Here is a 24261-nt window from a genome sequence, read left to right as displayed (position 1 = left end):
TATATTTGCGAGACTGAGTTGATGCGCCGCCTGGGTAACGCTTGCGGCAAATCAGCCTGGCCTCAACTGGCTAAAAAAAGAATTATGCCGGAGCGTAGCTTGGCGAATAGGCTAGCCGCACGTAAATCGGCGCAAAAGGTTCGGCCTGGGTAATCTCGATCAGGGTTTCCTTGGCCAGCTCCAGCAGGGCGATGAAGTTCACCACCAGCACCGGCACGCCGCGCGCAGGATCGAACAGTTCGGCGAACTCGACGAAGCGCGCCGATTGCAAGCGCCGCAGGATTCCGGTCATGTGCTCGCGCACCGACAGTTCTTCGCGGCTGATGGTGTGGTGGGCGGTGAGTTTGGCGCGCTTGATGACGTCGGCCCAGGCTGCCTGCAAATCGTCCAGGTTGACGTCCGGCCAGCGCGTGATCGTGTTCTGCTCGATGTAGATCTGGGTGCGCACGTAGTCGCGCCCGAGCAGCGGCAGGGCGTCGATTTCGCGCGCCGCCAGCTTCATCTGCTCGTATTCCAGCAGGCGCCGCACCAGCTCGGCGCGCGGGTCCTCGGCTTCTTCGCTGTCGGTCTTGCGCACCGGCAGCAGCATGCGCGACTTGATCTCGATCAGCATGGCCGCCATCAGCAGGTACTCGGCCGCCAGCTCCAGGTTGGTGATGCGGATCTGGTCGACGTATTCCAGGTATTGCAGGGTCACCTGCGCCATCGGGATGTCGAGGATGTTGAAATTCTGCTTGCGGATCAGGTACAGCAGCAGGTCGAGCGGACCTTCGAATGCTTCCAGGAAGACTTCCAGCGCATCCGGCGGAATGTACAGATCGGTCGGCATGCGGAACAGCGGCTCGCCGTACAGGCGCGCGAAGGCGACGCCGTCGATCACGTTCGGGGTCGAATCGGGTTGGCCTTCCAAGGTCAGTTCGGCCGCATCCGACGAATTCTGGCTCATCTGATCGTTACCACGGCTGGATTAGTGATTGTTCTGATACACGTAGGGTTGCTGCTCGACGCGCGATTCCTCGGTGCGATGCTGGCTGTCGAGGTCGATCGGCGTCTTGTCCCACAGCAGGGCGCGGCCGGCCAGCTGCTGTTCTTCCAGCTTTGGATTCTTTTCCTTGAGTTCTGCAACGAACTTGGTGATGTCGGATTCGTAACCGTAAATTTGTTTGGAAAATTTCATGGGTGCTTTGATAATGGGCTGGGATTAGGCGCTATTTTATGCTATTTCGGGGTCGTCCAACGGTTTGTCGTTGGCGGCGGCGAGGATTGTTTCGTGTCTATGTGACAACTATTGAGCAGGGAAAGGGCGATATACTTGGAGAATCATCGTAAGCGGGAGGCGGCATGAAATCATGGGTACGCAAGGTCGTGCTATTGCTCGCGCCATTGCTGGTCGCAGCTTGCGATCAGAACGGCAACTTCATACAGGAGGCGGGCTTGGAAAAACTCAACCGCGGCGTATCGTCGGAAGCCGACGTGCGCAACGCCATGGGCCAGCCGGATACGGTCTGGGAAAAGGAAAACGGCGAGCGTACGCTGGAATATCCCAAAGGGCCGTCCGGCACCCGCACCTGGATGTTCTATATCGGCCCGGATGGCAAGCTGGCCGACTACAAGCAGGTGCTGACCGAAGAGAATTTCGCCAGGATCAAGGTTGGCATGCGCAAGGAAGAGATCCGCCAGATGCTGGGCAAGCCGCGCACCGTGGTGCAGTTCACCCGCAAGAACGAGGAAGTGTGGGACTGGCGCTATATCCAGAGCGACGCCAGCCAGGCTTTCTTCAATGTTCATATGGATATCACCAGCGGGCTGGTGACCGGTACTTCAGTGTCGCAAGTCTACGGGCATTGACCCCGTACCTTGCGCCGGCGAGGCCCTAACGCCTGAGCCAGCGCCGCATGACGGTCGGCGGCTCTTGCAGCGGATTGGCGCGGGCGTACTCCAGCTCGGGCGCTAGTTCAAATTCAAACACCGCATACAGGTCCACCACGCGCGCCTGCTCGGCGCGCACCGCCAGGCGCAGCTCATGCACGTCGGCGGCTTGGGCGCGATGAATGATCGCTTCCATCAAATGCTGGGACAGGCCTTGGCCGCGAAAGGCCGGCAGCACGCCCATGCGCAGGATTTCCCATACCTCGGTTTCGGTATCCGACGGCAGCCAGCGCACCGAACCGGCGGGCCGGCCATCGAGCAGCAGGATGAAGCCGCCGCCGCGCTGCAGGTCTTGCCGGACCTGCTCGGTTTGCTCGCGATGGCCGCTGGAACTGGCGGCGACCCGCTCCGCCCAGCAAGCGCGGGTCAGCTCGGCGATCAGTGCGGCATCGCCGGCGCTGGCTTCGCGCACCTGCAGGCTCATCGCCGCCCTTAGCTGACCCGCATGCCCGGCTCGGCGCCCGGCCACGGAGTCAGCACATAGATGCCCGGATTGGCCTTGCCGTCTGCGGCTGAAGCCGCCAGCACCATGCCCTCGGAGATGCCGAACTTCATCTTGCGCGGCGCCAGGTTGGCCACCATCACGGTCAGCTTGCCGACCAGTTCTTCCGGCTGGTAAGAGGATTTGATGCCGGAGAATACATTGCGCAAACGGCCTTCGCCGACGTCCAGCGTCAGCCGCAGCAGCTTGTCGGAACCGTCCACATGCTCGCAGTTGACGATCTTGGCGATGCGCAGGTCGACCTTGACGAAATCGTCGATCTTGATTTCAGCGGCCAGCGGCTCGGTGCTGCTGGCGGCTTCCGCCGCTGCTGCTGGCGTGTCCGCAGCGGCGGCCGGCGCCGGCGCATCGAACAGGGCGTCCAGCATCTTCGGCTCGACCCGCGTCATCAGGTGCGCGTAGGCGTTGATGACATGGCCATCGGCCAGCGGCTTGGCGACATCGCTCCACACCAGCGGCGAGATCTGCAGGAAGGCTTCGACTTGCGCCGCCAGCGCCGGCAATACCGGTTTCAGGTACAGGGTGAGGATGCGGAAGGCTTCCAGCAAGCGGCTGCAGACTTCGTGCAGCAGCGCTTCCTTGCTCGGATCCTTGGCCAGTTCCCATGGCTTGTTGGCGTCGACATAAGCGTTGATCAGGTCGGCTTGTTCCATCACTGCGCGCAGTGCCTTGCCGTATTCGCGGCTGTCGTAGAGCGCCTGGATATCGGTCGCGACGGCGCGCAGCCTGGCCAGGAACGGATCGCTGCCGGTGGCCCAGGCGGTGCTGAGCTTGCCGTCGAATTTCTTGGCGATGAAGCCGGCGGCGCGGCTGGCGATGTTGATGTACTTGCCGATCAGGTCGGAATTGACGCGCGCGACGAAGTCGTCCGGATTGAAATCCAGGTCTTCCACCTTGGCGCTCAGCTTGGCGGCGATGTAGTAGCGCATCCATTCCGGATTCATGCCCAGGTCCAGGTAGCGCAGCGGCGAAATGCCGGTGCCGCGCGATTTCGACATTTTTTCGCCGGAGACTGTCAGGAAGCCGTGCACGAACACATTGTTCGGTACCTTCTGGCCGGAGAAGTGCAGCATGGCAGGCCAGAACAGCGTGTGGAAATAGGTGATGTCCTTGCCGATGAAGTGGTATTGCTCGGTCTTCGGATCGGCCATGAAGGCGTCGTAGTCGCGCCCGGTCTTGCCGAAGTAGTTCTTCAGCGAAGCCAGGTAGCCGACCGGCGCATCCAGCCAGACGTAGAAGTACTTGCCCGGCTCATCCGGGATCTCGATGCCGAAATAAGGCGCATCGCGGCTGATATCCCAGTCGCCCATGCCGCCGTCGCTTTCCAGCCATTCCTTGGCCTTGTTGGCGACTTCCGATTGCAGGCGCGGCTTGCCGTCGACATTGCCGAGCGCCCAGCCGCGCAGGAATTCCACGCATTGCGGATCCGACAGGCGGAAGAAAAAGTGTTCCGAGGATTTCATCACCGGCGTCGCGCCGGTCAAGGTCGAGTAAGGATTTTTCAAGTCGGTCGGCGCATACACCGAGCTGCAGACTTCGCAGGAATCGCCATACTGGTCCTTGGCGCCGCATTTCGGGCATTCGCCCTTGATGTAGCGGTCCGGCAGGAACATGTTCTTGACCGGATCGAAGAACTGCTCGATGGTCTTGGTCGAAATGAAGCCCGCCGCTTTCAGCTTGCGATAGATGTCGCGCGACAGCTCATGGTTTTCCGGGCCGTCGGTCGAATGCCAGTTGTCGAAGGCGATATGGAAGCCGTCCAGGTACTGCTTGCGGCCGGCAGCGATCTGCGCCACGAATTCCTGCGGCGTGATGCCGGCTTTTTCGGCGGCGATCATGATCGGCGCGCCGTGGGCGTCGTCAGCGCCGACAAAATTGACTTCGTGGCCCTGCATTCGCTGGAACCGCACCCAGATGTCGGCCTGGATGTATTCCATGATGTGGCCGATATGAAACGCTGCATTGGCGTAAGGCAGGGCGGTGGTAACGAATAACTGGCGTGGAGTTGAAGTCAAAGTAATGCTCATTTGGCAATGAATTTGCAACGTCAAGCGCTGCTGGTTGGAATAAAGGGTTGATTTTAGCAGTGCCGGGGAGGTTTTCGCTTTAGTCGCCCTCGATTAAGCATATTTAGAGGCAAGCGGAGAGCCTGCTTCTGCCCGCCTTGAGAGTTGAAAGCGGCGATTTGGTTTAGACTTGCCGCATCTTATAAAGAACGTGCAGAGGAAAAGTAATGAGCGTCACGATTGAAGCGGTCAAGGCAGCGTTATCCAGCGTCATCGACCCGAACACAGGCAAGGATCTGATCAGCAGCAAGTCGGCCAGGAATATCCAGCTGGACGGCGCCGACGTCTCGTTCGATGTTGAGCTGGACTATCCGGCCAGGAGCCAGTTCGCGCTGATCGGCGCGGCCGCCGCCGATGCGGTAGCTGCGCTGGCGGGCGCCGGCCAGGTGCGCCCCAATGTCTATTCGAAAATACAGTCGCATGCGGTGCAGCGCGGCATCAAGCTGATGTCCAATGTCAAGAACATCATCGCGGTGGCGTCCGGCAAGGGCGGCGTCGGCAAGTCGACCACGGCGGTCAACCTGGCGCTGGCGCTGGCGGCGGAAGGCGCCCAGGTCGGCATCCTGGATGCGGATATCTACGGCCCTTCGCAGCCGATGATGATGGGCATCAGCGGCCGTCCGGAAACCAAGGACGGCAAGACCATGGAGCCGCTGGAAAACCATGGCCTGCAGGTGTCGAGCATCGGTTTCATGGTCGATCCGGACGAGCCGATGGTGTGGCGCGGCCCGATCGTGACCCAGGCCTTGCAGCAGCTGCTGGAGCAGACCAACTGGCGCGACCTCGATTACCTGATCGTCGACATGCCGCCCGGCACCGGCGACATCCAGCTGACGCTGTCGCAAAAAGTGCCGGTCACCGGCGCCGTGATCGTCACCACGCCGCAAGACATTGCCTTGCTGGATGCGCGCAAGGGCTTGAAGATGTTTGAGAAAGTCGGGATTCCTATCCTCGGCATCGTGGAAAACATGAGCACGCACATCTGCTCCAACTGCGGCCATGCCGAAGCGATTTTCGGCGAAGGCGGCGGCGCCCGCATGTGCGGCGAATACGGCGTCGATTTCCTCGGCGCGCTGCCGTTGACCATGGCTATCCGCCAGCAGACCGATTCCGGCACGCCGACCGTGGTGGCGGAACCGGACGGCCCGGTGGCGCACATCTATAAGGAGATCGCGCGCAAGGTGGCGATCAAGGTGGCGGAAAAAGCCAAGGACATGAGCAGCAAGTTCCCGACTATCGTCGTCAAGAACGATTAGGTTTCAACTTCATAATGGATCGCCAGCCAGATGGTCGGCTGCGCGCCGTCCGTCCATTCTATGCGGTGGCGGCAGCGGGCAGGGATGTGCAGCCACGCTCCTGCCTGCATCACATGCTCGGCCGCCGCGCCCTCCAGCGTCAGGCCGGCGCTGCCGCTCAGCAGCAATACCCACTCCTCCTGCGGATTGTCGTACCAGAAGCCCGGCGGGCTGGCCTGTCCGCTGGAAACGATGCGTTCGATTTTCAAGCCGGCGCGCTGGTGCAGCAGTTCAAACACTTCTTCCTGGCCGGCTGGCGGCAGCGCGGTCAACAGGTTGCCGCTGGCGATTTGCATGATGTCCCTCCTCAAAGCGATGCCGGCGGCATCCCTGTATTATTGCAGCTAGTAAATATATGCGTCCGTTCCGTCTTGCAGAAGCGCGCGGGCATGATCCGTTTTTTATCTATTTTCACTCAAAGGACATGACGATGAAATCACGATTTCTCTCCTTGCTGTTTTCCGCCGCCGTGCTGAGCGCCGGCCTGTTGCCGCAGATGAGCCATGCGGCTTCTGTTTCGTTTATCGAGCCATTGGACGGCGCGGTGGTCAGCAGCCCGTTCACCGTCAAGTTCGGCGTCAGCGGCATGGGAGTCAAGCCGGCCGGCGATGTGACCCCAGACAGCGGCCATCACCATTTGCTGATCAACGAAGACAGCATTCCGGCGGGCCAGACGATTCCGGTCGACGAAAAGCATATACATTTTGGCAAGGGCCAAACCGAAACCCCGCTGACGCTGCCGCCGGGTCAATACAAGCTGACCATGCAGTTCGCCAACGGCAAGCACCAGTCTTACGGCCCGGAGCTGAGCAAAACCATCAATGTGACCGTCAAATAAGCTCGCAAGGACAGGCGGTTCCATCCGCTGCTGCAACGCGGTAAAATGGGGTTTTCCTTGATAACGGCTTTGGCATGCCAAGGCCGTTTTTATTTATCATGACTGCTAGCACTCCAGCTCCAACTTCCCCGGCCACCAAGGTCCGCACCCGCTTTGCGCCGAGCCCGACCGGCTACCTGCACTTGGGCGGCGCCCGCACCGCGCTGTTTTCCTGGGCTTTCGCGCGCCACTTCGGCGGCACTTTCGTGCTGCGCATCGAAGATACCGATCTCGAGCGTTCGACCCCGGAAGCGGTGCAGGCGATCATCGACGGCATGCAATGGCTGGGCCTGGAACACGACGAAGGTCCGTTCTACCAGATGCGCCGCATGGACCGTTATCGCGAAGTGATCGCGCAAATGCTGAAGGATGGCACTGCATATCACTGCTATTCGTCGCCGGAAGAAGTCGAAGCGATGCGCGAACGGATGCGCGCCGCCGGCGAAAAGCCGCGCTACGACGGCACCTGGCGTCCTGAAGACGGCAAGACTTTGCCGCCGGTACCGGCCGACCGCAAGCCGGTGGTGCGTTTCAAGAATCCGCTGGACGGCGAAGTCAGCTGGGACGACGTCGTCAAAGGCAACATCACGATTTCCAACCGTGAGATGGATGACCTGGTGATCGCCCGGCCGGACGGTACGCCGACCTACAATTTCTGCGTCGTGGTGGACGACTGGGACATGGAAATCACCCACGTGATCCGCGGCGACGACCACGTCAACAACACGCCGCGCCAGATCAATATCCTGAAAGCGCTGGGCGCCACGCTGCCGCTGTACGGCCACGTGCCGATGATCCTGGGCGCCGACGGCGAGAAACTGTCGAAGCGCCACGGCGCGGTCAGCGTGATGGATTATCCGGCGCAGGGTTATCTGCCGGAAGCCATGCTGAACTATTTGGCGCGCCTGGGCTGGAGCCATGGCGATGAAGAGATTTTCAGCATGGAACAGTTTTGCCAGTGGTTCAATCTCGACCACCTGTCGAAATCGCCGGCGCAATTCAATCCGGAAAAGCTGGCGTGGATCAACAACCACTACATCAAGCTGGCCGACAACCAGCGCCTGGCCGCCATGGTCCAGCCGCTGATGGAGCAGGACGGCGCCGATTTCAACGGCGCGCCGGACCTGGCAAAAGTCATCGGCCTGCTGAAAGAGCGCGCCAACACCGTCAATGAAATCGCGGTTGCGGCCATGCTGTTCTATCGCCAGCCGGCGCCGGATGCAGCTTTGCTGACGCAGCACTACACCGACGCCGTCAAGCCGGCGCTGGCCGATTTCGCACAGCGTTGCGCCACGGTCGAATGGACCAAGGAAAGCCTGGCGCCGATGATCAAGGAAGTACTGGCCGCGCACAAGCTGAAGATGCCGCAGTTCGCGATGCCTTTGCGCCTGATGGTGACCGGACAATTGCAAACGCCGGCGATCGATGCCGTGCTGGAATTGTTTGGTCGTGAGGCCGTGACAACACGTTTGCAGCCTTATCTGGTGTAAATCTGCAATAAATCTGCAAATCGGGATTTACAAGCGCTAAATAAGCTTGCTATAATCTCGCTTCTGCAAACGGGGGTATAGCTCAGCTGGGAGAGCGCTTGCATGGCATGCAAGAGGTCAGCGGTTCGATCCCGCTTACCTCCACCAGCATTTTGGTAGCAGAAGTAGTAAGGTAGTAAAGCTAGTCGGACAGCTTGCTGTCCCCATCGTCTAGAGGCCTAGGACATCACCCTTTCACGGTGAGTACGGGGGTTCGAATCCCCCTGGGGACGCCAGAATTCTTTTGGCATCGACAGGAAAGCAGTCGGAAAACGATTGCAGAATATTGGTGTTGAGTGTTTTCGATACAATCGATAAGGCCGCCAAATGCGGCCTTTATTGTTTTTAGTAAGCAGTATTAGCAGCAAGGCCAGTACGGACAGATTACTGTCCCCATCGTCTAGAGGCCTAGGACATCACCCTTTCACGGTGAGTACGGGGGTTCGAATCCCCCTGGGGACGCCAGAATAAAAAGGCCCGCGCAAGCGGGCCTTTTTGTTTTGGTGGCCACAAGTAAGCCGCCTGCGCGGCTTACGCGGGGGATGAGAAGGGAATCGCCTGCAGGCGATTCCGCGGCCTGCGGGATGTAGGCGAATCCCCCTGGGGACGCCAGAATAAAAAGGCCCGCGCAAGCGGGCCTTTTTGTTTTGAGGGCCGCTCTACTTTATACGCGGGAATGACAAAAGCCAGATCAAAGGCCATCAATCCGCAACCGCCCCAGACTAGCAGCAAGCCTCAATCGCGCCGTCTGCCAGCTCGTCAGCGACAGGATGCGCTGCTGCTGCGCGCTTGCCAGGTCGCTTTGCGCCTTCAGCAATTCCAGGATATTGCCGACCCCGGCCTTGTAGCGTCCTTGCGCCACCTCAAACGACTGGCGCGCGCTGCGCAGCAGGATGTCGGTGCTGTGCAGGTTTTCCGCTTCGGTGCGCAAGGCCTGATTGCTTTTCCATACTTCCAGCGTGACCTGCTGCTCGATGCCGGCCAGCTCCGCTTCCTTGCTGTCGGCCTGGGCCTGGGCGCCGCGCGCCTTGTACCTGCGGCTGAAGCCATCGAACAGCGGGATGCTGACCTGCAGGCCGATGCTGCGGCTGTTTATGGTCTGCCTGGACGATACCTGGGTGATCGGCGTGTCGCTGCGGTCGCCGGTGGCGAATAGCGACAGCGTCGGCCGGCCATCGGCGCGGGCGGCGTCGGCTTGCGCCTGCGCCGCTTTCCATTGCGCTTGCGCCGCCAGGATTTTCGGATGGCTGCGCACGGCGTCGGCGATCAGCGCGTCCACGGCTTGCTGCAGCAGCGGCGCGTCGGCAGCGTCGCCCAGCGCGGCCAGTGTCAGCGGCGTGTTGGGACGCCAGCCCATGACGATGGCCAGGCTGCCCAAGGCATTTTGCAAATCGCCGGCCGCTTGCGCGCGTTTCAGGCTGGCCTGGGCATAGGCAGTCTGTGCCTGCAGCTTGTCGGCCAGGGTGCCTACGCCGGCCAGGTATTTGGCGGCGCTGGCCTTGAAGCTTTGTTCGGCCGCCTGCTCGGCTTCCGTGGTGGCGGCCAGCAGCGCCTGCGCCGCCTGCGCTTCGTAAAAGCTTTGCACGGTGCTGAGAAATATCGTCTGCAGCATATCGTCCTGTGCGGCATTGGCGGCGTTCAGCAATTGCCGCGCGTTCTCCAGGTTGGCGGCGCGCAGGCCGAAGTCGTACAGCACCCAGCTCAGGTTGAGGTTGACGTCGCTGCTGTGGGTCGTGAGCGAGGAATTGTTGGCCGGAAAATCGGGATAGCTGGTGCGATTGTCGGCTTTGCTCCAGGTGCCGCCGGCTGTCAGCGTAGGCAGGTAGGCAGCGCGGCTGACGCCGACCGCGGCCGCTTGCGCCTTGACGTTGGCCCAGGCCTGGCGGGTTTGCGGGTTGCGGCACAGCGCGCGCTCGACCGCGTCGAGCAGGGTCAGTGGGACGGGCAGCTGCGCATCGAAGCCGCAGCCGATGCCATAGCCGGCCGTCGCCGGCGCGGCGGAAACCTCATGCATGGTGCGCAGCGGATCGGACCAGAGCGGTTCGGCGCGCAACGGCGCGGCAGCCATCGCCGCTAGCGCCAGCAGGCGGCAGGCAAGCAATGCGCCGCTCATGCCGATGCCGCTTCCTGTGCTTGCAGCGCCTGCATATCGATCACCTTGCCGCCGGCCAGCACGATCGCGCGGTCGGCGCTGTTGATGGTTTCCGGCCGGTGGGCCACGATCACGCGCGTGATGCGCATGCTGCTGATTGCGTCGTTGACCAACTGCTCGCGTTCGATGTCGAGATGGCTGGTGGCCTCGTCCAGGAACAGGATCTGCGGCCGCTTGTACAAGGCGCGCGCCAGCAGGATCCGCTGTTTCTGCCCGCCTGAAAGGATGGTGCCCATGTCGCCAACCAGGGTGTTGTAGCCCATCGGCATGGCGCCGATATCCTGCTCGATGGCGGCCAGCCGGGCGCATTGCCGGATCCAGGCCTGGTCGGCCTGCGGATCGAAGAAGCTGATGTTGTCGGCCAGCGAACCGGCGAACAGCACATCGTCCTGCAGCACGGTGCCGACCATGCGGCGCAGGGTGTCGAGGCCGAGCTGCTGCACCGGCTGGCCGCCGATCAGCACTTCGCCATGGCTCGGCGCCAGTATCCCCAGCAAGACATTGACCAGGGTGGTCTTGCCGCCGCCCGAGGGGCCGACGATGGCTACCGATTCGCCGGCCTCGATGCGGAACGAAACGTCGTCCAGCACATACGGTTCCTGCTCGGCATAACGGAAACGCAGGCCGCGCACTTCCAGCGACGGCAGCAGCGCCGCCTCAGGCTCATCCGGATTGCGGCCATGCGTGGTTTCCGGCGGTTGCAGGACGATATCGGCCAGCCGTTCGCCTTGCAGCTGCAGCATCTTGAGTTCGACGAACTTGTCGATCAGCGAGCTGACGCGGCTGTCGAACTGGCCCTTGTAGGCGGTGAAAGCCATCAGCGCGCCGACCGTGAAATTGCCATCCATGACCAGGCGCGCGCCGAGCCAGACGGTGAGGATGTTCTCGATGCCGAACAGCACGCCGTTGAGGGTCTTGTAGAGCAGGCTGAGTTTCTGCGTGCGCAGATCGGCGTTGATCTGGTCCACCAGCAAAGACAGCCAGCTGGCACGGCGCTCGTCCTGGCGCTGAAACAGCTTGATGGTCTTGACGCCGCGGATGGTTTCAAGAAAGTGGGTCTGCTGCTTGGCGGCGTGGATGATCTGTTCTTCCGTGGCGTGCCGCAAGGGCGCGAACCAGGCCCAGCGTCCGAGACCGTAGAGCAGCATGGCGACGATCGCGATCCAGGCCAGGGCCGGGCTGTAGATGAACATCAGCGCCAGCGTCGCCATCGTCATGACGCCATCCAGGATCGCTTCCAGGAAAGAAGTGGTGAGCGTGTGCTGGATGATGCCGACCGCGCCGAAGCGCGACACCACGTCGCCCAGGTGGCGCTTCTCGAAATAGGCCACCGGCAGGCGCAATAAATGTGTGAAGACGTTGGCTTGCCACTGCACGTTGAGGGTGGTGCTCATGTACATCAGCACCCAGCTGCGGCCAACGCCGATCGCCTGCTGCATCAGCATCAGCAAGCCGAAGCCCAATGCCAGGGTGGTGAGCAGGTCGCGGTCGGCCGAGACCAGTACATTGTCGATCACCCATTGCAAAAAAAATGGACTGACGACGGCAAACACTTCCAGCGCCAGCGACAGCAGCAGGATCTGGCTGAACGAGCGATACAGGCCGGTGATGCGGCCCAGCAGGCGGCGCAGCGGCACGCTCTGCACCGCGCTGGCCGGCTTGAAGCCGGGATTCGGCCACAATTCCAGCGCCACGCCGGTGAACGCTTTGGCGACTTCATCGAAGGACAGCTTGCGGATGCCGAAGGCCGGATCGTAAATTGTCAGCGAACGGAGGCCGACTTCCTGCAGCACCACGAAGTGATTGAAATTCCAGTGCAGCACGCAGGGCAGCTTGAGCTGCGCCAGATCGCCGATCTCCAGTTTCAAGGGACGCGAAGCCAGCTCCAGCTGCTCGGCGATAGCGATCAGGTCGCGCAAGGTGGAACCCTTGAGCGAGACCGGAAAGCGGCGCCGCAAGCTCGCCAGGTCGGTGCGGTAGCCGTGATAGCCGGCCACCATGCCGAGGCAGGCCAGGCCGCATTCGGTGGCCTCGGTTTGCAGCATCAGCGGCAGGGTGGCGTTGATGCCGAAGGCAAGTCGATTCAACATGGTCAGAGTTTGCCGGTCAGGCTGTAGAGGGGTTCCAGCGCCCATTCGTAGAGGCGCAGCTTTTCCTGCCTGACGTCGGCGTCGAGCAGCATGCCGGCCTGCAGCGGCTGCGGCCGGCCATAGGCTTGCACTTGTTGCGAAGCGAGCCGCACGGTGATGCGGTACATCGGTTCGCTGCCGTTGCCGCCGGCAGGAACGCCGATGGCGTTCAGTTCATTGTTCGGCAGGGCGGTCCTGGCGACCGACTCGACCACGCCTTTCTGATGGCCGAATTTCTGGTAGGGATACGCCTGGTAGCGGATCAGCACCTGGTCGCCGGGGCGTACGAAGCCGATCGCGCGGCTCGGTGCATACAGCTCGGCGCGCAGGACGGCGCCGGCCGGCACGATACTGAGCAGCGGCCGGCTGCCGTCCACGGCCTGGCCGGCGTCGGCCAGCACGGCGGTGGCGATGCCGGCTTCCGGCGCGCTGACGACGATGCGGCGCTTGGCTTCGCTTTCGCTCAGCTCCTGGCCGGTGCTGGCCAGCGTGCGGTCGATCTGCGCCAGCTGGTTCTGCTGCTTCAGCGGCAAGCCGCCCAGCTCGCTCTGCTGCGCCGACAGCTCGCGGTCGACGCTGATGCGGTCGCGTTCCAGGCTTTGCTGGCGATTCTTCTGGTCTAGCAGGTCTTCCTGCTTTTGCTGGAATTGTTCTTTGGAGATGTAGTCTTGCTGCAGCAAGCCCTGGTAACGCTGCAAGGCATCCTCGGCCAGCTTGACGCGGTCCTGCTGGCCGGCGATCTGCTTGTCCAGCTTGGCCAGCTCATTGCCAAGGCCGGCGATCTTGTTGTTCAGGCCGCTGCGTTCTTCCTGCTGCAGCAGGCGGGTCTTTTGCAACTCATCGCGCAGGCTGGCCTGGCGCTGTTCGACCTGGCTGCTGATGGCGGCCTGGGTGGCGCCCTGGGTGCTGCTTTGGCGCTCGCTCGACAGCACGTACAGGATGTCGCCGGCCTGCAGCGCCTGGCCTTCCTTGACATGCTGTTCGATGACGATGCCGCTCTGCGGCGCGTAGACCTTGATCAGGCCGCCGTCCGGCAGCAGCTGGCCGCTGACGGTGCTGTGCTTGGTGTAGCTGCCCCAGGCCAGGAAGGCGCACACCAGCAGCGCCAGCGTGGCGGCGCAGGCGGTCAGGAAGGCAAACGACAGCGGCCGTATCAGGACGATGTCGCCCAGCCATTTGCTTTGTTGGGCGGCTACAGCCTGTGCGCGGAATAAACTCATGATGTCTTTAAAATGACAAAAAACACGGCAACCGGCTGCCGTGTTTTTTGTCGGGAAATCGCCCCGCTTTTAGGCTGGTTGCGGCGGTGTCGGAGGTGTTGGCGGTGTCGGCGGTGTCGGCGGCGTTGGCTTGTTGCAGCTCGGCTTGCTTGGCATGCAGTTCTTGAAGAAGCTGCTGAAGCAAGACGAGAAGAACCTGCTGAAAAACAGACAGCAGCCGCCGCTTACTTGATCGATTTCCTGTGCTGATAATTGCTGAATTGCCATATCTTCTCCCTTTGGATTAAAAACAGCTGGCGATGAATTGCAGTTACGGTTCGTCGCCACTGAAATCCGGCACATGCCGAAAATTACATAAAAAAACATTAATTAATTATCGTATTGATATTATTGTTGTGCATTCAATGCGAATGCAATTCATTAATTACAAATATAACAATAATTAACAATTTCTTTTTGGAATGTAAAATGGATGTGGAGCGCCCGGGGACGAGGAGCGACAAGGCTTGCGGATGCCGGCGGTAAATAAAAAAAGGCCGCATGAGCGACCTTTGATTTCCCTGGAGAGCGGCTGTCTAGCGATGCGCGCCCATTGTCATTTCGCGTGCGCGCCGCATGTCCCGGTCAAAATTGGCGCGGGCTTCGCGTTTGCAATCGGCAGCTTCGCGTCCGCGCATGGCGCGGCAATCGTTCATGGCCTGGGCATAGGCATTGGTATTTTCTTTTTTCATGGTGGCAAAGCGCGCTTGCGGCGTCCGGTCCGGTACGCTCCAGCGCGGCGGATCCCGGTATTGGACATTTTCTTCAGCCGCATTGACATGCAGCGCGAAAGCATTCGCGGCGATAAAAAAAGCCAGCGATAAAGGCTTGATGTGCATTTTCATGATGCCTCCTGGTGTTGTTGCATTCGACAAGGTGTGGAATGCGAACGTACTGACGGGACCAATGAAATCTACTTCTCTGTCGAGTCCGGCGGCGCTGCTGGAGCGCCGCCAGTCTTCAGGTGCTGCCCGGAAAAACGGATGCTTTAATAGCGGGAAATCTGGCCGTTGTCGACGCGTACCCGGTCACCGACCCGCAGATCGCCGGGATTGCTGACGCTGATGGTCTGGTAGCCGTTGTTGTCCATGCGTATGCGCACGTTGTAGGAGGTAGAGCCGGGGCTGTTGCGCGCCTCCAGCTGATTGCCCGCGACCGCACCGCCGACCACGCCGGCGATAGTGGCCAGGGTATTGCCGGTGCCGTGGCCGATCTGATGGCCGACCACGCCGCCCAGCACGCCGCCGACCACCGCGCCGCCTATGCCCTGGCTAGGCGTGTTGACGACATCGATAGCATCGACCACGCCAAAGTTGCTGTTATTGTTTTGCTGGTAACCGCCTTGCTGGTAGCCGGGATAGGTTTGCGGAGGCGGATTGCCATAGCCCTGGTTGCCATAACCTTGTCCGCCATACGGCGCGGCGCAGCCGCCGAGCAGCAGCGTGCCGCCGATGGCTGCAGCCAGCATGGCTTGTTGAGTTGTTTTGCGGATTGTCATAGCTGCCTCATGATGTTGGTTGATATATTCAGTGTAGTACTTCGCAGCTGTGGTGCATGCGCGACTGACCACACTAAAACGCTGTCGCAGCCGGCCCGGTTGACTACCAGGCGGGATTGTTACGGAACTTACATTTCAGCAATCAGTCCAGTTTTCCTGCAGGAATTTCAACCCTTGCTCCAATAGTCAGGCTGCGCATAAATCGATTTCAGGCGGTCGATGAAGAAACGCACTTTGGCCGGCAGGTGCCGCTGCTGCGGATAGACCGCCATGATGTCGTAATGCGGCAAGGCAAATTCATCCAGCACCGTCAGCAGTTCGCCCGAGGCCAGCTGCGATTCGATTTCCCAGGTCGAACGCCAGCCCAGGCCAAGCCCCTCGCTGACCCAGCGGTGCAGCAGTTCGCCGTCATTGCAGTCGAGGTTGCCGGCCGTCTTGATGATCACCGGCTTGCCGCCTTGCTGGAAATACCAGCCGCGCTGCTGGCCGCCTTGCAGGTTGAAGGAAAGGCAGTTGTGCTTGGCGATGTCTTCCAGCGTGCGCGGGATGCCGTTGCGATGAAAATATTCCGGCGTGCCGCATACCACGCGGCGGTTGCTGGCCAGTTTCACGGCGACGAAATTCGGATCGATGGCGCCGCCGATGCGGATGCTGATGTCGTAGCCTTCGCGCACCAGGTCGACCACGCGGTCGGTCAGGTTGAACGAGATCTGCACTTCCGGATTGGTGGCGATAAAGGCCGGTGCATGCGGCGCCACGTGCTTGCGGCCGAAAGCGGCCGGCGCCGACACCACCAGATGGCCGGTAGCCTTGTGGCGGCCTTCGGAGATGATTTTTTCGGCAATATCCAGCTCGGTCAGCAGCTTGCGGCAATGATCGAGGAATACCGTGCCTTGCTCGGTCAAGGTCAGGTGGCGGGTGGTGCGGTGCATCAGCTTGGTGCCAAGCCGCTTTTCCAGCGCGTCGATGCGCCGTCCCAGCATCACGGGGGTGATGTTCTGCTCCAGCGCCGCTCCCGCCAGGCTGCCTTTTTCGACCACGCTGACGAAGGCTTCTATCTGTTTGAGTTTGTCCATGTCTCTTCCGGTTCGCTGATCTGTATTCTGCTTTTTTCCTTAGTATTCCATACTTGACGTATCGAATAAAGCGATTGTTTGTGTTCTTATCAAACAATATGTTTGGTTATAGCATGTGTCTCATCCACTCGGCAGTCTCCGTACCGGCCCATGAAACGGGGCAAATCCGGAGCGGTCCGCAGGCAGTGGCAATAATTCACATTCTGTAATCCGGAGGCAACATGGCAAAGATGAAGGCAGTTGACGCAGTAATGCACGTATTGGCGAAAGAGGGCTGTGTGCAAGCCTTTGGCGTGCCAGGCGCCGCAATTAACCCGTTCTACTCTGCCATGAAACGGCATGGCGGCATCGAGCACGTACTGGCGCGCCACGTTGAAGGCGCATCGCACATGGCGGAAGGCTACACCCGCGCCAACCCGGGCAACATCGGCATCTGCATTGGCACTTCCGGCCCAGCCGGCACCGACATGATCACCGGCTTGTATTCGGCCCAGGCGGATTCGATTCCTATCCTCTGCATTACCGGCCAGGCGCCGCGCGCCCGTCTGTACAAGGAAGATTTCCAGGCTGTTGATATCGAAGCTATCGCCAAGCCGGTCACCAAGTGGGCGGTCACCGTGCGCGAGCCAGCCTTGCTGCCGCGCGTGTTCCAGCAGGCTTTCCACGTCATGCGTTCCGGCCGTCCAGGCCCGGTCCTGATCGACATGCCGTTCGACGTGCAGATGGCCGAGATCGAATTCGATCCGGAGACTTACGAGCCTTTGCCAGTCTACAAGCCGGCGGCTTCGCGCGCCCAGATCGAAAAAGCATTGACCATGCTGAATGAAGCAGAGCGTCCGTTGCTGACTATCGGCGGCGGCGTCATCAATGCCGATGCGGCCGACCTCGCGGTTGAATTCGCCGAACTGACCGGCGTGCCGGTGATCCCGACCCTGATGGCATGGGGCGCGATCCCTGACGATCACCCGCAAATGGCGGGCATGGTCGGCTTGCAGACCAGCCATCGCTACGGCAACGCCACCATGCTGGCGTCCGACTTCGTGCTCGGCATCGGCAACCGCTGGGCCAACCGCCACACCGGTTCGGTCGAGGTATTCACCAAAGGCCGCAAGTTCATCCACGTCGACATCGAGCCGACCCAGATCGGCCGCGTGTTCGGTCCTGACTACGGCATCGTCTCCGACGCCAAGGCAGCCTTGAAACTGTTCGTCGAAGTCGCCAAGGAATTGAAGGCCGCCGGCAAGCTGCCGGACCGTTCGGCATGGCTGGGCGAGTGCCAGGAGCGCAAGCGCACCATGCAGCGCCGCACCCACTTCGAAAACGTGCCGGTCAAGCCGCAACGCGTCTACGAAGAAATGAATAAAGCTTTCGGCCGCGACACCTGCTACGTCAGCACCATCGGCTTGTCGCAGATCGCCGCAGCGCAGTTCCTGCACGTCTACCACGCCCGCCACTGGATCAACTGCGGCCAGGCGGGTCCTCTGGGCTGGACGATTTCGGCGGCGCTGGGCGTCTGCGCGGCCGATCCGAAACGCGAAGTGGTGGCGATTTCCGGCGACTACGACTTCCAGTTCATGATCGAAGAGCTGGCGGTTGGCGCGCAGTTCAACCTGCCTTACCTGCACGTGGTGGTGAACAACTCTTACCTCGGCCTGATCCGTCAGGCGCAGCGCGGCTTCGAGATGGATTACTGCGTGCAGCTGGCGTTTGAAAACATCAACGCGCCGGAACTCAACGGCTACGGCGTCGACCACATTGCCGTGGTCGAAGGCCTCGGCTGCAAGGCGATCCGCGTCACCGATCCGAATGCGATCCAGGACGCCTTCGCCCAGGCCAAGCGCTGGATGAAGGAATTCCGCGTGCCGGTGGTGGTGGAAATTATCCTGGAACGCGTCACCAACGTTTCCATGGGCACCGAGATCGACAGCATCAACGAGTTCGAAGAACTGGCGACCAGCCGCAGCCACGCACCGACCGCCATATCTTTGCTTGACTGATTCTGGGGAGAGACGACATGACAAAATTAGCCGCCAACCTGACCATGCTGTTCACCGAGCTGCCGTTCCTGGAACGCTTCGATGCAGCAGCCAAGGCCGGGTTCAAGGGAGTCGAATTCCTGTTCCCGTATGCTTTCCGCGCTGAACAGATCGCCGACAAGCTGGCCACCAACGGCCTGGAACTGGTCTTGCACAATCTGCCTGCGGGCAACTGGGAAGCCGGCGAGCGCGGCATCGCCTGCCATCCGGACCGCGTAAGCGAATTCCAGCAAGGCGTCGACGATGCGATCCGCTACGCCAAGGTGCTGGGCGTCAGGCAGCTGAACTGCCTGGTCGGCATCGTGCCGGTCGGCGTCAGCAGCGAGCTGGCGCAGGCCACCGTGGTCAGCAACCTGAAATTTGCTGCAGACAAGCTGCAGGCTGCCGGCATCCGCTTGCTGATCGAACCGATCAACAGCTTCGACATCCCGGGCTTCTTCCTGACCGGCACCAGACAGGCGCTGGACCTGATCAAGGCGACCGGCTCCGGCAACCTGTTCGTGCAGTACGACATCTATCACATGCAACGAATGGAAGGCGAACTGGCCAACACGATCAAGGCCAACCTGGCGCAGATCAAGCATGTGCAGCTGGCGGACAATCCGGGCCGTTTCGAGCCGGGCACAGGTGAAATCAATTACCGCTATCTGTTCAAGTTCCTGGAAGAGATCGGCTACGACGGCTGGATCGGCTGCGAGTACAAGCCGAAGGCCGGCACGGTGGAAGGTCTGGGCTGGCGCGCGGCGCACGGCCTGTAAGTTTAGTGGTCTGCATTTAAATAATTACGGAGAAATATCATGGCAAAAGTTGGCTTTATCGGACTCGGCATCATGGGCGCCCCTATGGCGGAAAACCTGCAGCGCGGCGGCCACAAGCTGTACCTGCATGACCAGAAGAATCCGCCGGCAGCATTGATCGACGGCGGCGCCACGGTCTGCACTTCCGGCGCCGAAGTCGCCAAGCGCGCTGACGTCATCATCGTCATGGTGCCGGACACGCCGCACGTGGATGCCGTCCTGTTCGGCGAAAAGGGCGTAGCCGAAGGCCTGACCGCGGGCAAGACCGTGATCGACATGAGCTCGATCTCGCCGATCGCCACCAAGGGTTTCGCCAAGAAGATCAACGCCCTGGGTTGCGAATACCTGGATGCGCCGGTGTCCGGCGGCGAAGTCGGCGCCAAGGCTGCGTCGCTGACCATCATGGTGGGCGGCTCGGAAGGCGCGTTCAACGACGCCAAGCCACTGTTTGAACTGATGGGCAAGAACATCACGCTGGTCGGCGGCAACGGCGACGGCCAGACTACCAAGGTAGCGAACCAGATCATCGTCGCGCTGAACATCCAGGCGGTCGCCGAAGCGTTGCTGTTTGCTTCCAAGGCCGGCGCTGATCCAGCCCGTGTGCGGCAAGCGCTGATGGGCGGTTTTGCTGCTTCGCGCATCCTGGAAGTGCATGGCGAGCGCATGGTCAAGCGCACCTTCAATCCGGGCTTCCGCATCGAGCTGCACCAGAAGGATCTGAACCTGGCCTTGCAAGGCGCCAAGGCGCTGGGCGTCTCGCTGCCGAACACGGCCGCGGTGCAAGAGCTGATGAACTCCTGCGCAGCCAACGGCTTGAGCGGACTCGATCACTCAGCGCTGTGCCGCGCGGTCGAAATCATGTCCAACCACGAAATCGCCAAGGTGTAAGATATCGCGCAGGGTGGCCGCGTCGTGTCCATCCTGCGTTGTTGATGTAGCATAAAATAAATACAAAATTCCAGAGACACCCGCTTCATAGATCAAGGCATAACAGCATGACTACCCTCAAGCCCCGCCAGCTCCTCCTCGATATGTACCAGGCCGCGGTCGATGCCGTCAGCGCCGCCAAATGCCTGCCGGAATACCTGGCTAAAATCCCGGCGCCGTCCGGTAAAGGCCGCACACTGGTGATCGGCGCCGGCAAAGGCGCGGCAGCCATGGCCAAGACAGTGGAAGAACATTGGCAAGGCGAACTGTCCGGGCTGGTGGTGACGCGCTATGAGCATGGCGCCGACTGCAAGCGCATCGAGGTAGTGGAAGCTTCGCATCCGGTACCGGACGAAGCCGGCCGCAAGGCCGCCGCGCGCATGCTGGAAATGGTCAAGGGCCTGACTGCCGACGACCTGGTGATCTGCCTTATTTCAGGCGGCGGCTCGGCCCTGCTGGCGCTGCCGGCGGAGGGCATTACGCTGGAACAGAAACAGGCGATCAACAAGGCGCTGCTCAGAAGCGGCGCCACCATATTTGAAATGAATTGCGTGCGCAAGCACCTGTCCGCCATCAAGGGCGGCCGGCTGGCGCTGGCCTGCGCGCCGGCGCGGGTGGTGACGCTGATGATTTCCGATATCCCGGGCGACGATCCCGGCATCATCGCCAGCGGCCCGACCCTGGCCGATCCGACCACTTGCGCGGACGCCCTGGCGGTGCTGCGCAAATACAATATTGAAACACCCGACGCCATCCTCAAGCACCTGGAATCCGGCGCCGGCGAAAGCGCCAAGCCGGGCGACCCGCGCCTGGAACGCAACCAGCACTATGTGATCGCGACTGCCCAGGATGCGCTGGATGCAGCGGCGGCCACCGTGGTTGCGGCTGGACTGACGCCCTACATCCTGTCCGACGAGATGGAAGGCGAGGCGCGCGATATCGGCCTGGCGCACGCCGCGCTGGCGCGCCAGATCGCCCGCCGCGGGCAACCGTTCAGCAAGCCCTGCGTGGTGATTTCCGGCGGTGAAACCACCGTCACCGTGCGCGGCAAGGGCCGCGGCGGCCGCAATGCCGAGTTCCTGCTGAGCCTGGCCATCGCGCTCGACGGCTTTCCGGATATCCACGCGATCGCCTGCGATACCGACGGCATCGACGGCTCCGAAGATAATGCCGGCGCCATCTACCAGCCGGATTCGATGCGCAAGGCGGCGGAACTGGGATTGCGCCCGCGCGCCATGCTCGACAACAACGACGGCTACGGCTTCTTCAGCGCGCTGGGCGACCTGGTGGTGAGCGGACCGACGCGCACCAACGTCAACGATTTCCGCGCCATCGTGATTCTCTGATACAGCGGCACTCCGCAGCACTCTCTCAATCAACAGAAACCTGCGCCGGCCGTCACACCGGGCCGGCGCGGTGAGCCCTTTTTTCGCCTTGCCATTAGCTGACATCTAAAGAAAGCACATCATGCGCCGCCAACGTAAAGCAAAAATCGTCGCCACGCTCGGTCCCGCCAGCGCCGACCAGAGCACCATCCAGGCCTTGTTCGAAGCAGGCGCCGACGTCTTCCGTTTCAATTTCAGCCATGGCAGCCACGCCGACCACCAGCAGCGCTACGAGATCGTCCGCGCAGTGGAAAAGGCAGTCGGCCGGCCGATCGCCATCCTGGCCGACCTGCAAGGCCCGAAGCTGCGCATCGGCCAGTTCGCCGACGGCAAGATCGAATTGCACGCCGGCCAGGAATTCACGCTCGACCGCGACACGACGCCAGGCAGCAGCCAGCGCGTCTGCTTGCCGCATCCGGAACTGTTTGAAGTGATCGCAGGCGGCCAGGCGCTGCTGCTGGACGACGGCAAGGTGCGCCTGGAAGTACAGTCCTGCGACGGCCAGTCGATCCGCACCCGGGTAGTCAACAGCGGCACCTTGTCCGACCGCAAAGGGGTCAACGTGCCGGATGCGGTGCTGCCGATCCCGGCGCTGACCGAGAAAGACAAGCGCGACCTGAAATTCGCGCTGGAACTGGGCGTCGACTGGATTGCGCTGTCCTTCGTGCAGCGGCCGGAAGACGTGCTGGAAGCGCGCGCCCTGATCGGCGACCGCGCCAGCATCCTGTCGAAGCTGGAAAAGCCGGCGGCGCTGGAACAGCTGGACGCCATTGTGCAAGTTTCCGACGCCATCATGGTGGCGCGCGGCGACCTCGGCGTGGAATTGCCGCCGGAGCGCGTGCCGGGTGTGCAAAAGCGCATCCTGCGCGTCTGCCGCCAGCACGGCAAGCCGATCGTGATCGCCACCCAGATGCTGGAATCGATGATCACCTCACCGGTGCCGACCCGCGCCGAAGCGTCCGACGTCGCCAGCGCCATTTACGACGGCGCCGATGCAGTGATGCTGTCGGCCGAATCGGCCAGCGGCGCATATCCATTGCCGGCGGTATCCATCATGGATCGCATCATCACCGAAGTCGAGCGCGATCCGCTGTACCAAAACATGCTGGATGCACAACACGAAACGCCGTTGCCGAACCGTGGCGACGCCATCTGCTCAGCGCTGCGCGACGTCACTCGCATCATCGGCGCCAAGGTCACCGTCACTTACACCAGTTCCGGCCACACCAGCCTGCGCGCGGCGCGCGAACGGCCGATGGCGCCCATCCTCAGCATCACGCCGAAGCTGGCGACCGCGCGCCGGCTGGCGCTGGTATGGGGCGTGCATTCCACCATCAGCGAGCAGGTGCATAACGAAAGCGAAATGGTGACCGCCGCTTGCCAGACCGCCTTCAAGGAAGGCTTCGCCAAGGTCGGCGACCAGATCGCGATCACCGCCGGCATGCCGTTCGGCCAGCCGGGCAGCACCAATCTGTTGCGCCTGGCCGAAATCTGGGCGCAGTAATATATTGATTGTCTACGCCGTCCGGGTGCAGCTTCCGAGTTAAAGCGCCGGCCAGGACAGGCGGCCGGAACATATCCCCCATGCGCAAGCATCGGGGATATTTTTCATGGCGCGCCAGGGGTTCAGACCGGCTCTTCTACCGGCCGATCGCAGACGAGCTGGAACGATGGCATCAGTTCGGACAGCTGCAATCCAAACCGTGCGTCCAGTTTTTTTGCCCGATGCAGCATCACCGGCCTGAAAGCTGGCGTGACGCTGCCTCTGGCAAAGAAGGCTATGCAGTTGTGGCTGTCGCCGGTGCGGCACCACCAAATGCGCCAGTCGGAGGCGGCCAGTGCCTGCGCGATGGCGTGCACGAGGAAATCCGGACGGTCCCATAAATTGGAGACCAGGATGCCGCCGGGGGCAAGATTGCGCAGGCAGGCCGCATAGAAATTGCTGGTGCTGAGCGCCTCGGCAGGACCGTCGGCGGAAAAGCCGTCCAGCATGATAATGTCCGCGATATTGCCTTGCTGCGCCTGCATGTAGGTGGCGGCGTCGGCATGGATCACCTGGAAGCGCTCGTCGTCGGCAGGAATCATGAACGCGTCGCGCAAGGCGATCACGTCCGCGCTCAGTTCCAGAACGGTGATGCGGACGCCGGGCAAATGACGATAGCAATATTTGGCGAGCGAGCCGCCGCCCAGGCCGACCAGCAGGATGTGTTTGGGAGCCGCCTGAAACAGCATGAAACCCATCATCGCCCGGGTGTAGCTCAGCAACAGTTTGTCGGGCGCCGAGATCGACATCGCGCTTTGTACGTATTTGTGGTCGAAATGCAGCGTGCGCATGTCGCCGTGGTCGAAGACAAAAGGCCGTCCGCCGCTTTGTTCGAGCAATTGTTCGAAGGAGTCGAGTACGGTCATGATGTGCAAATCAAACCAGCACGTGACGCGTTTGCGCGAAATAGCCGTAAATCCGCTCTTCTATCTGCGGATCGATCATGGCTGCCGGACGCTTGCCGTTGGGGCAGGCAAGCTTGGGCGTGGTGCCGAACAGCCGGCACACCAGTGGACGTTCTTCGTATACCTGGCAGCCGTCGGCGCCCAGGTGCGGGCAGCTCAGCGCTGCCAGCGCGGCATCCTGCTCCTGCCTGCTCTTGCGCGGCAGCCTTGCCATCTCTTCGGTAGAGGCCAGCACCGGCCCGCAGCAGTCGTGGCAGCCGGGCACGCAGGCAAATGCCGGGATGCGCTGCCTGAAGAACTTGATTATATGTACATTGCTTTTCATTACAGTCTGCCTCCATGTAATGATCGTGAAT

The 24261-nt window shown here is 61.4% G+C and carries 23 protein-coding genes and 3 tRNA genes; 12 read left to right on the top strand and 14 right to left on the bottom strand.

The genetic code is table 11. From position 1 onward, the window contains the following. Nucleotides 1-82 precede the first annotated feature (82 nt). A complete protein-coding gene (locus KHU30_RS14555) occupies nucleotides 83-946 on the bottom strand; it encodes a segregation and condensation protein A (RefSeq protein ID WP_211443353.1) in 864 nt (287 codons plus the stop codon). A gap of 21 nt (nucleotides 947-967) precedes the next feature. After that, entirely contained in the window at nucleotides 968-1177 is a 210-nt protein-coding gene (locus KHU30_RS14550; RefSeq protein WP_211443352.1) for a DUF3460 family protein, read from the bottom strand. Nucleotides 1178-1341: 164 nt separating this feature from the next. Here KHU30_RS14550 and bamE point away from each other — a divergent pair, with 164 nt between their 5' ends. Then, nucleotides 1342-1848, top strand: a complete 507-nt coding sequence (gene bamE / locus KHU30_RS14545; RefSeq protein WP_211443351.1) for an outer membrane protein assembly factor BamE domain-containing protein — start codon at nucleotides 1342-1344, stop codon at nucleotides 1846-1848. Between the two features lie 25 nt (nucleotides 1849-1873). Here bamE and KHU30_RS14540 read toward each other — a convergent pair whose 3' ends face one another. Then, nucleotides 1874-2353 carry a GNAT family N-acetyltransferase gene (locus KHU30_RS14540; RefSeq protein WP_211443350.1) on the bottom strand — a complete coding sequence of 160 codons (480 nt, stop codon included), beginning with the start codon at nucleotides 2351-2353 and terminating at the stop codon, nucleotides 1874-1876. A gap of 8 nt (nucleotides 2354-2361) precedes the next feature. Beyond that, a complete protein-coding gene (gene metG / locus KHU30_RS14535; protein WP_211443349.1) occupies nucleotides 2362-4458 on the bottom strand; it encodes a methionine--tRNA ligase in 2097 nt (698 codons plus the stop codon). Between the two features lie 206 nt (nucleotides 4459-4664). Between metG and apbC the strand changes: the two genes are divergently transcribed. Next, nucleotides 4665-5753 carry an iron-sulfur cluster carrier protein ApbC gene (gene apbC / locus KHU30_RS14530; protein WP_211443348.1) on the top strand — a complete coding sequence of 363 codons (1089 nt, stop codon included), beginning with the start codon at nucleotides 4665-4667 and terminating at the stop codon, nucleotides 5751-5753. On the opposite strand, the gene KHU30_RS14525 is transcribed toward apbC, so the two are convergent. Continuing rightward, nucleotides 5750-6088, bottom strand: coding sequence for a cupin domain-containing protein (locus KHU30_RS14525; protein WP_211443347.1), 339 nt, complete (start codon nucleotides 6086-6088; stop codon nucleotides 5750-5752). The genes apbC and KHU30_RS14525 overlap by 4 nt on opposite strands. Before the next feature lie 134 nt (nucleotides 6089-6222). Between KHU30_RS14525 and KHU30_RS14520 the strand changes: the two genes are divergently transcribed. From KHU30_RS14520 to KHU30_RS14500, 5 genes are all read left to right on the top strand, one after another. Next, nucleotides 6223-6630 carry a DUF4399 domain-containing protein gene (locus KHU30_RS14520; RefSeq protein ID WP_211443346.1) on the top strand — a complete coding sequence of 136 codons (408 nt, stop codon included), beginning with the start codon at nucleotides 6223-6225 and terminating at the stop codon, nucleotides 6628-6630. 98 nt (nucleotides 6631-6728) lie between these two features. After that, a complete protein-coding gene (gene gltX / locus KHU30_RS14515) occupies nucleotides 6729-8159 on the top strand; it encodes a glutamate--tRNA ligase (protein WP_211443345.1) in 1431 nt (476 codons plus the stop codon). A 71-nt stretch (nucleotides 8160-8230) separates the two neighbouring features. Then, nucleotides 8231-8306, top strand: a tRNA-Ala gene (locus KHU30_RS14510). A 52-nt stretch (nucleotides 8307-8358) separates the two neighbouring features. Then, nucleotides 8359-8434 (top strand) — tRNA-Glu (locus KHU30_RS14505). 153 nt (nucleotides 8435-8587) lie between these two features. Beyond that, nucleotides 8588-8663: transfer RNA gene (locus KHU30_RS14500), tRNA-Glu, on the top strand. Nucleotides 8664-8889: 226 nt separating this feature from the next. Here KHU30_RS14500 and KHU30_RS14495 read toward each other — a convergent pair. The 7 genes from KHU30_RS14495 to KHU30_RS14465 form a co-directional block, all read right to left on the bottom strand. Further along, nucleotides 8890-10311 carry a TolC family protein gene (locus tag KHU30_RS14495; RefSeq protein WP_211443344.1) on the bottom strand — a complete coding sequence of 474 codons (1422 nt, stop codon included), beginning with the start codon at nucleotides 10309-10311 and terminating at the stop codon, nucleotides 8890-8892. Next, complete coding sequence (locus KHU30_RS14490) at nucleotides 10308-12446, bottom strand: peptidase domain-containing ABC transporter (protein WP_211443588.1); 2139 nt, start codon at nucleotides 12444-12446, stop codon at nucleotides 10308-10310. Before KHU30_RS14490 ends, KHU30_RS14495 begins: the two co-directional genes overlap by 4 nt. Continuing rightward, complete coding sequence (locus tag KHU30_RS14485; protein ID WP_211443343.1) at nucleotides 12443-13699, bottom strand: HlyD family secretion protein; 1257 nt, start codon at nucleotides 13697-13699, stop codon at nucleotides 12443-12445. The genes KHU30_RS14490 and KHU30_RS14485 overlap by 4 nt, the downstream gene beginning before the upstream one ends. A 7-nt stretch (nucleotides 13700-13706) precedes the next feature. Continuing rightward, nucleotides 13707-13883, bottom strand: coding sequence for a hypothetical protein (locus KHU30_RS14480; protein ID WP_211443342.1), 177 nt, complete (start codon nucleotides 13881-13883; stop codon nucleotides 13707-13709). 391 nt (nucleotides 13884-14274) lie between these two features. After that, on the bottom strand, nucleotides 14275-14583 hold the full coding sequence (locus KHU30_RS14475) for a hypothetical protein (RefSeq protein WP_211443341.1): 309 nt from the start codon (nucleotides 14581-14583) through the stop codon (nucleotides 14275-14277). A 143-nt stretch (nucleotides 14584-14726) separates the two neighbouring features. Beyond that, on the bottom strand, nucleotides 14727-15236 hold the full coding sequence (locus KHU30_RS14470) for a glycine zipper 2TM domain-containing protein (protein WP_211443340.1): 510 nt from the start codon (nucleotides 15234-15236) through the stop codon (nucleotides 14727-14729). 167 nt (nucleotides 15237-15403) lie between these two features. Further along, nucleotides 15404-16312: a LysR family transcriptional regulator gene (locus KHU30_RS14465; protein WP_098493819.1), complete on the bottom strand. Its 909-nt coding sequence runs from the start codon at nucleotides 16310-16312 to the stop codon at nucleotides 15404-15406. Nucleotides 16313-16533: 221 nt separating this feature from the next. On the opposite strand from KHU30_RS14465, the gene gcl reads away from it, so the two are divergent. From gcl to pyk, 5 genes are all read left to right on the top strand, one after another. After that, nucleotides 16534-18309, top strand: a complete 1776-nt coding sequence (gene gcl, locus KHU30_RS14460; protein ID WP_211443339.1) for a glyoxylate carboligase — start codon at nucleotides 16534-16536, stop codon at nucleotides 18307-18309. A 17-nt stretch (nucleotides 18310-18326) separates the two neighbouring features. Then, nucleotides 18327-19106, top strand: a complete 780-nt coding sequence (gene hyi / locus KHU30_RS14455) for a hydroxypyruvate isomerase (RefSeq protein ID WP_211443338.1) — start codon at nucleotides 18327-18329, stop codon at nucleotides 19104-19106. Nucleotides 19107-19145: 39 nt separating this feature from the next. Next, nucleotides 19146-20033 (top strand): 2-hydroxy-3-oxopropionate reductase, encoded by an 888-nt coding sequence (glxR, locus tag KHU30_RS14450; RefSeq protein WP_211443337.1) that lies wholly within the window; start codon nucleotides 19146-19148, stop codon nucleotides 20031-20033. A 107-nt stretch (nucleotides 20034-20140) separates the two neighbouring features. After that, nucleotides 20141-21418, top strand: a complete 1278-nt coding sequence (locus KHU30_RS14445) for a glycerate kinase type-2 family protein (RefSeq protein WP_211443336.1) — start codon at nucleotides 20141-20143, stop codon at nucleotides 21416-21418. Nucleotides 21419-21539: 121 nt separating this feature from the next. Further along, nucleotides 21540-22961, top strand: coding sequence for a pyruvate kinase (pyk, locus tag KHU30_RS14440; RefSeq protein WP_211443335.1), 1422 nt, complete (start codon nucleotides 21540-21542; stop codon nucleotides 22959-22961). Between the two features lie 122 nt (nucleotides 22962-23083). On the opposite strand, the gene KHU30_RS14435 is transcribed toward pyk, so the two are convergent. Next, nucleotides 23084-23866, bottom strand: a complete 783-nt coding sequence (locus KHU30_RS14435) for a spermine/spermidine synthase domain-containing protein (RefSeq protein ID WP_230427395.1) — start codon at nucleotides 23864-23866, stop codon at nucleotides 23084-23086. Between the two features lie 10 nt (nucleotides 23867-23876). Beyond that, a complete protein-coding gene (locus KHU30_RS14430) occupies nucleotides 23877-24230 on the bottom strand; it encodes a YkgJ family cysteine cluster protein (protein WP_211443334.1) in 354 nt (117 codons plus the stop codon). Nucleotides 24231-24261 lie beyond the last annotated feature (31 nt).

The sequence above is a fragment of the Collimonas humicola genome (assembly GCF_018304945.1).
GTDB lineage: Bacteria > Pseudomonadota > Gammaproteobacteria > Burkholderiales > Burkholderiaceae_D > Collimonas > Collimonas humicola.
The sequence above is the reverse complement of the archived record's forward strand: the minus strand, read 5'-3'. Positions and strand labels throughout refer to the sequence as shown.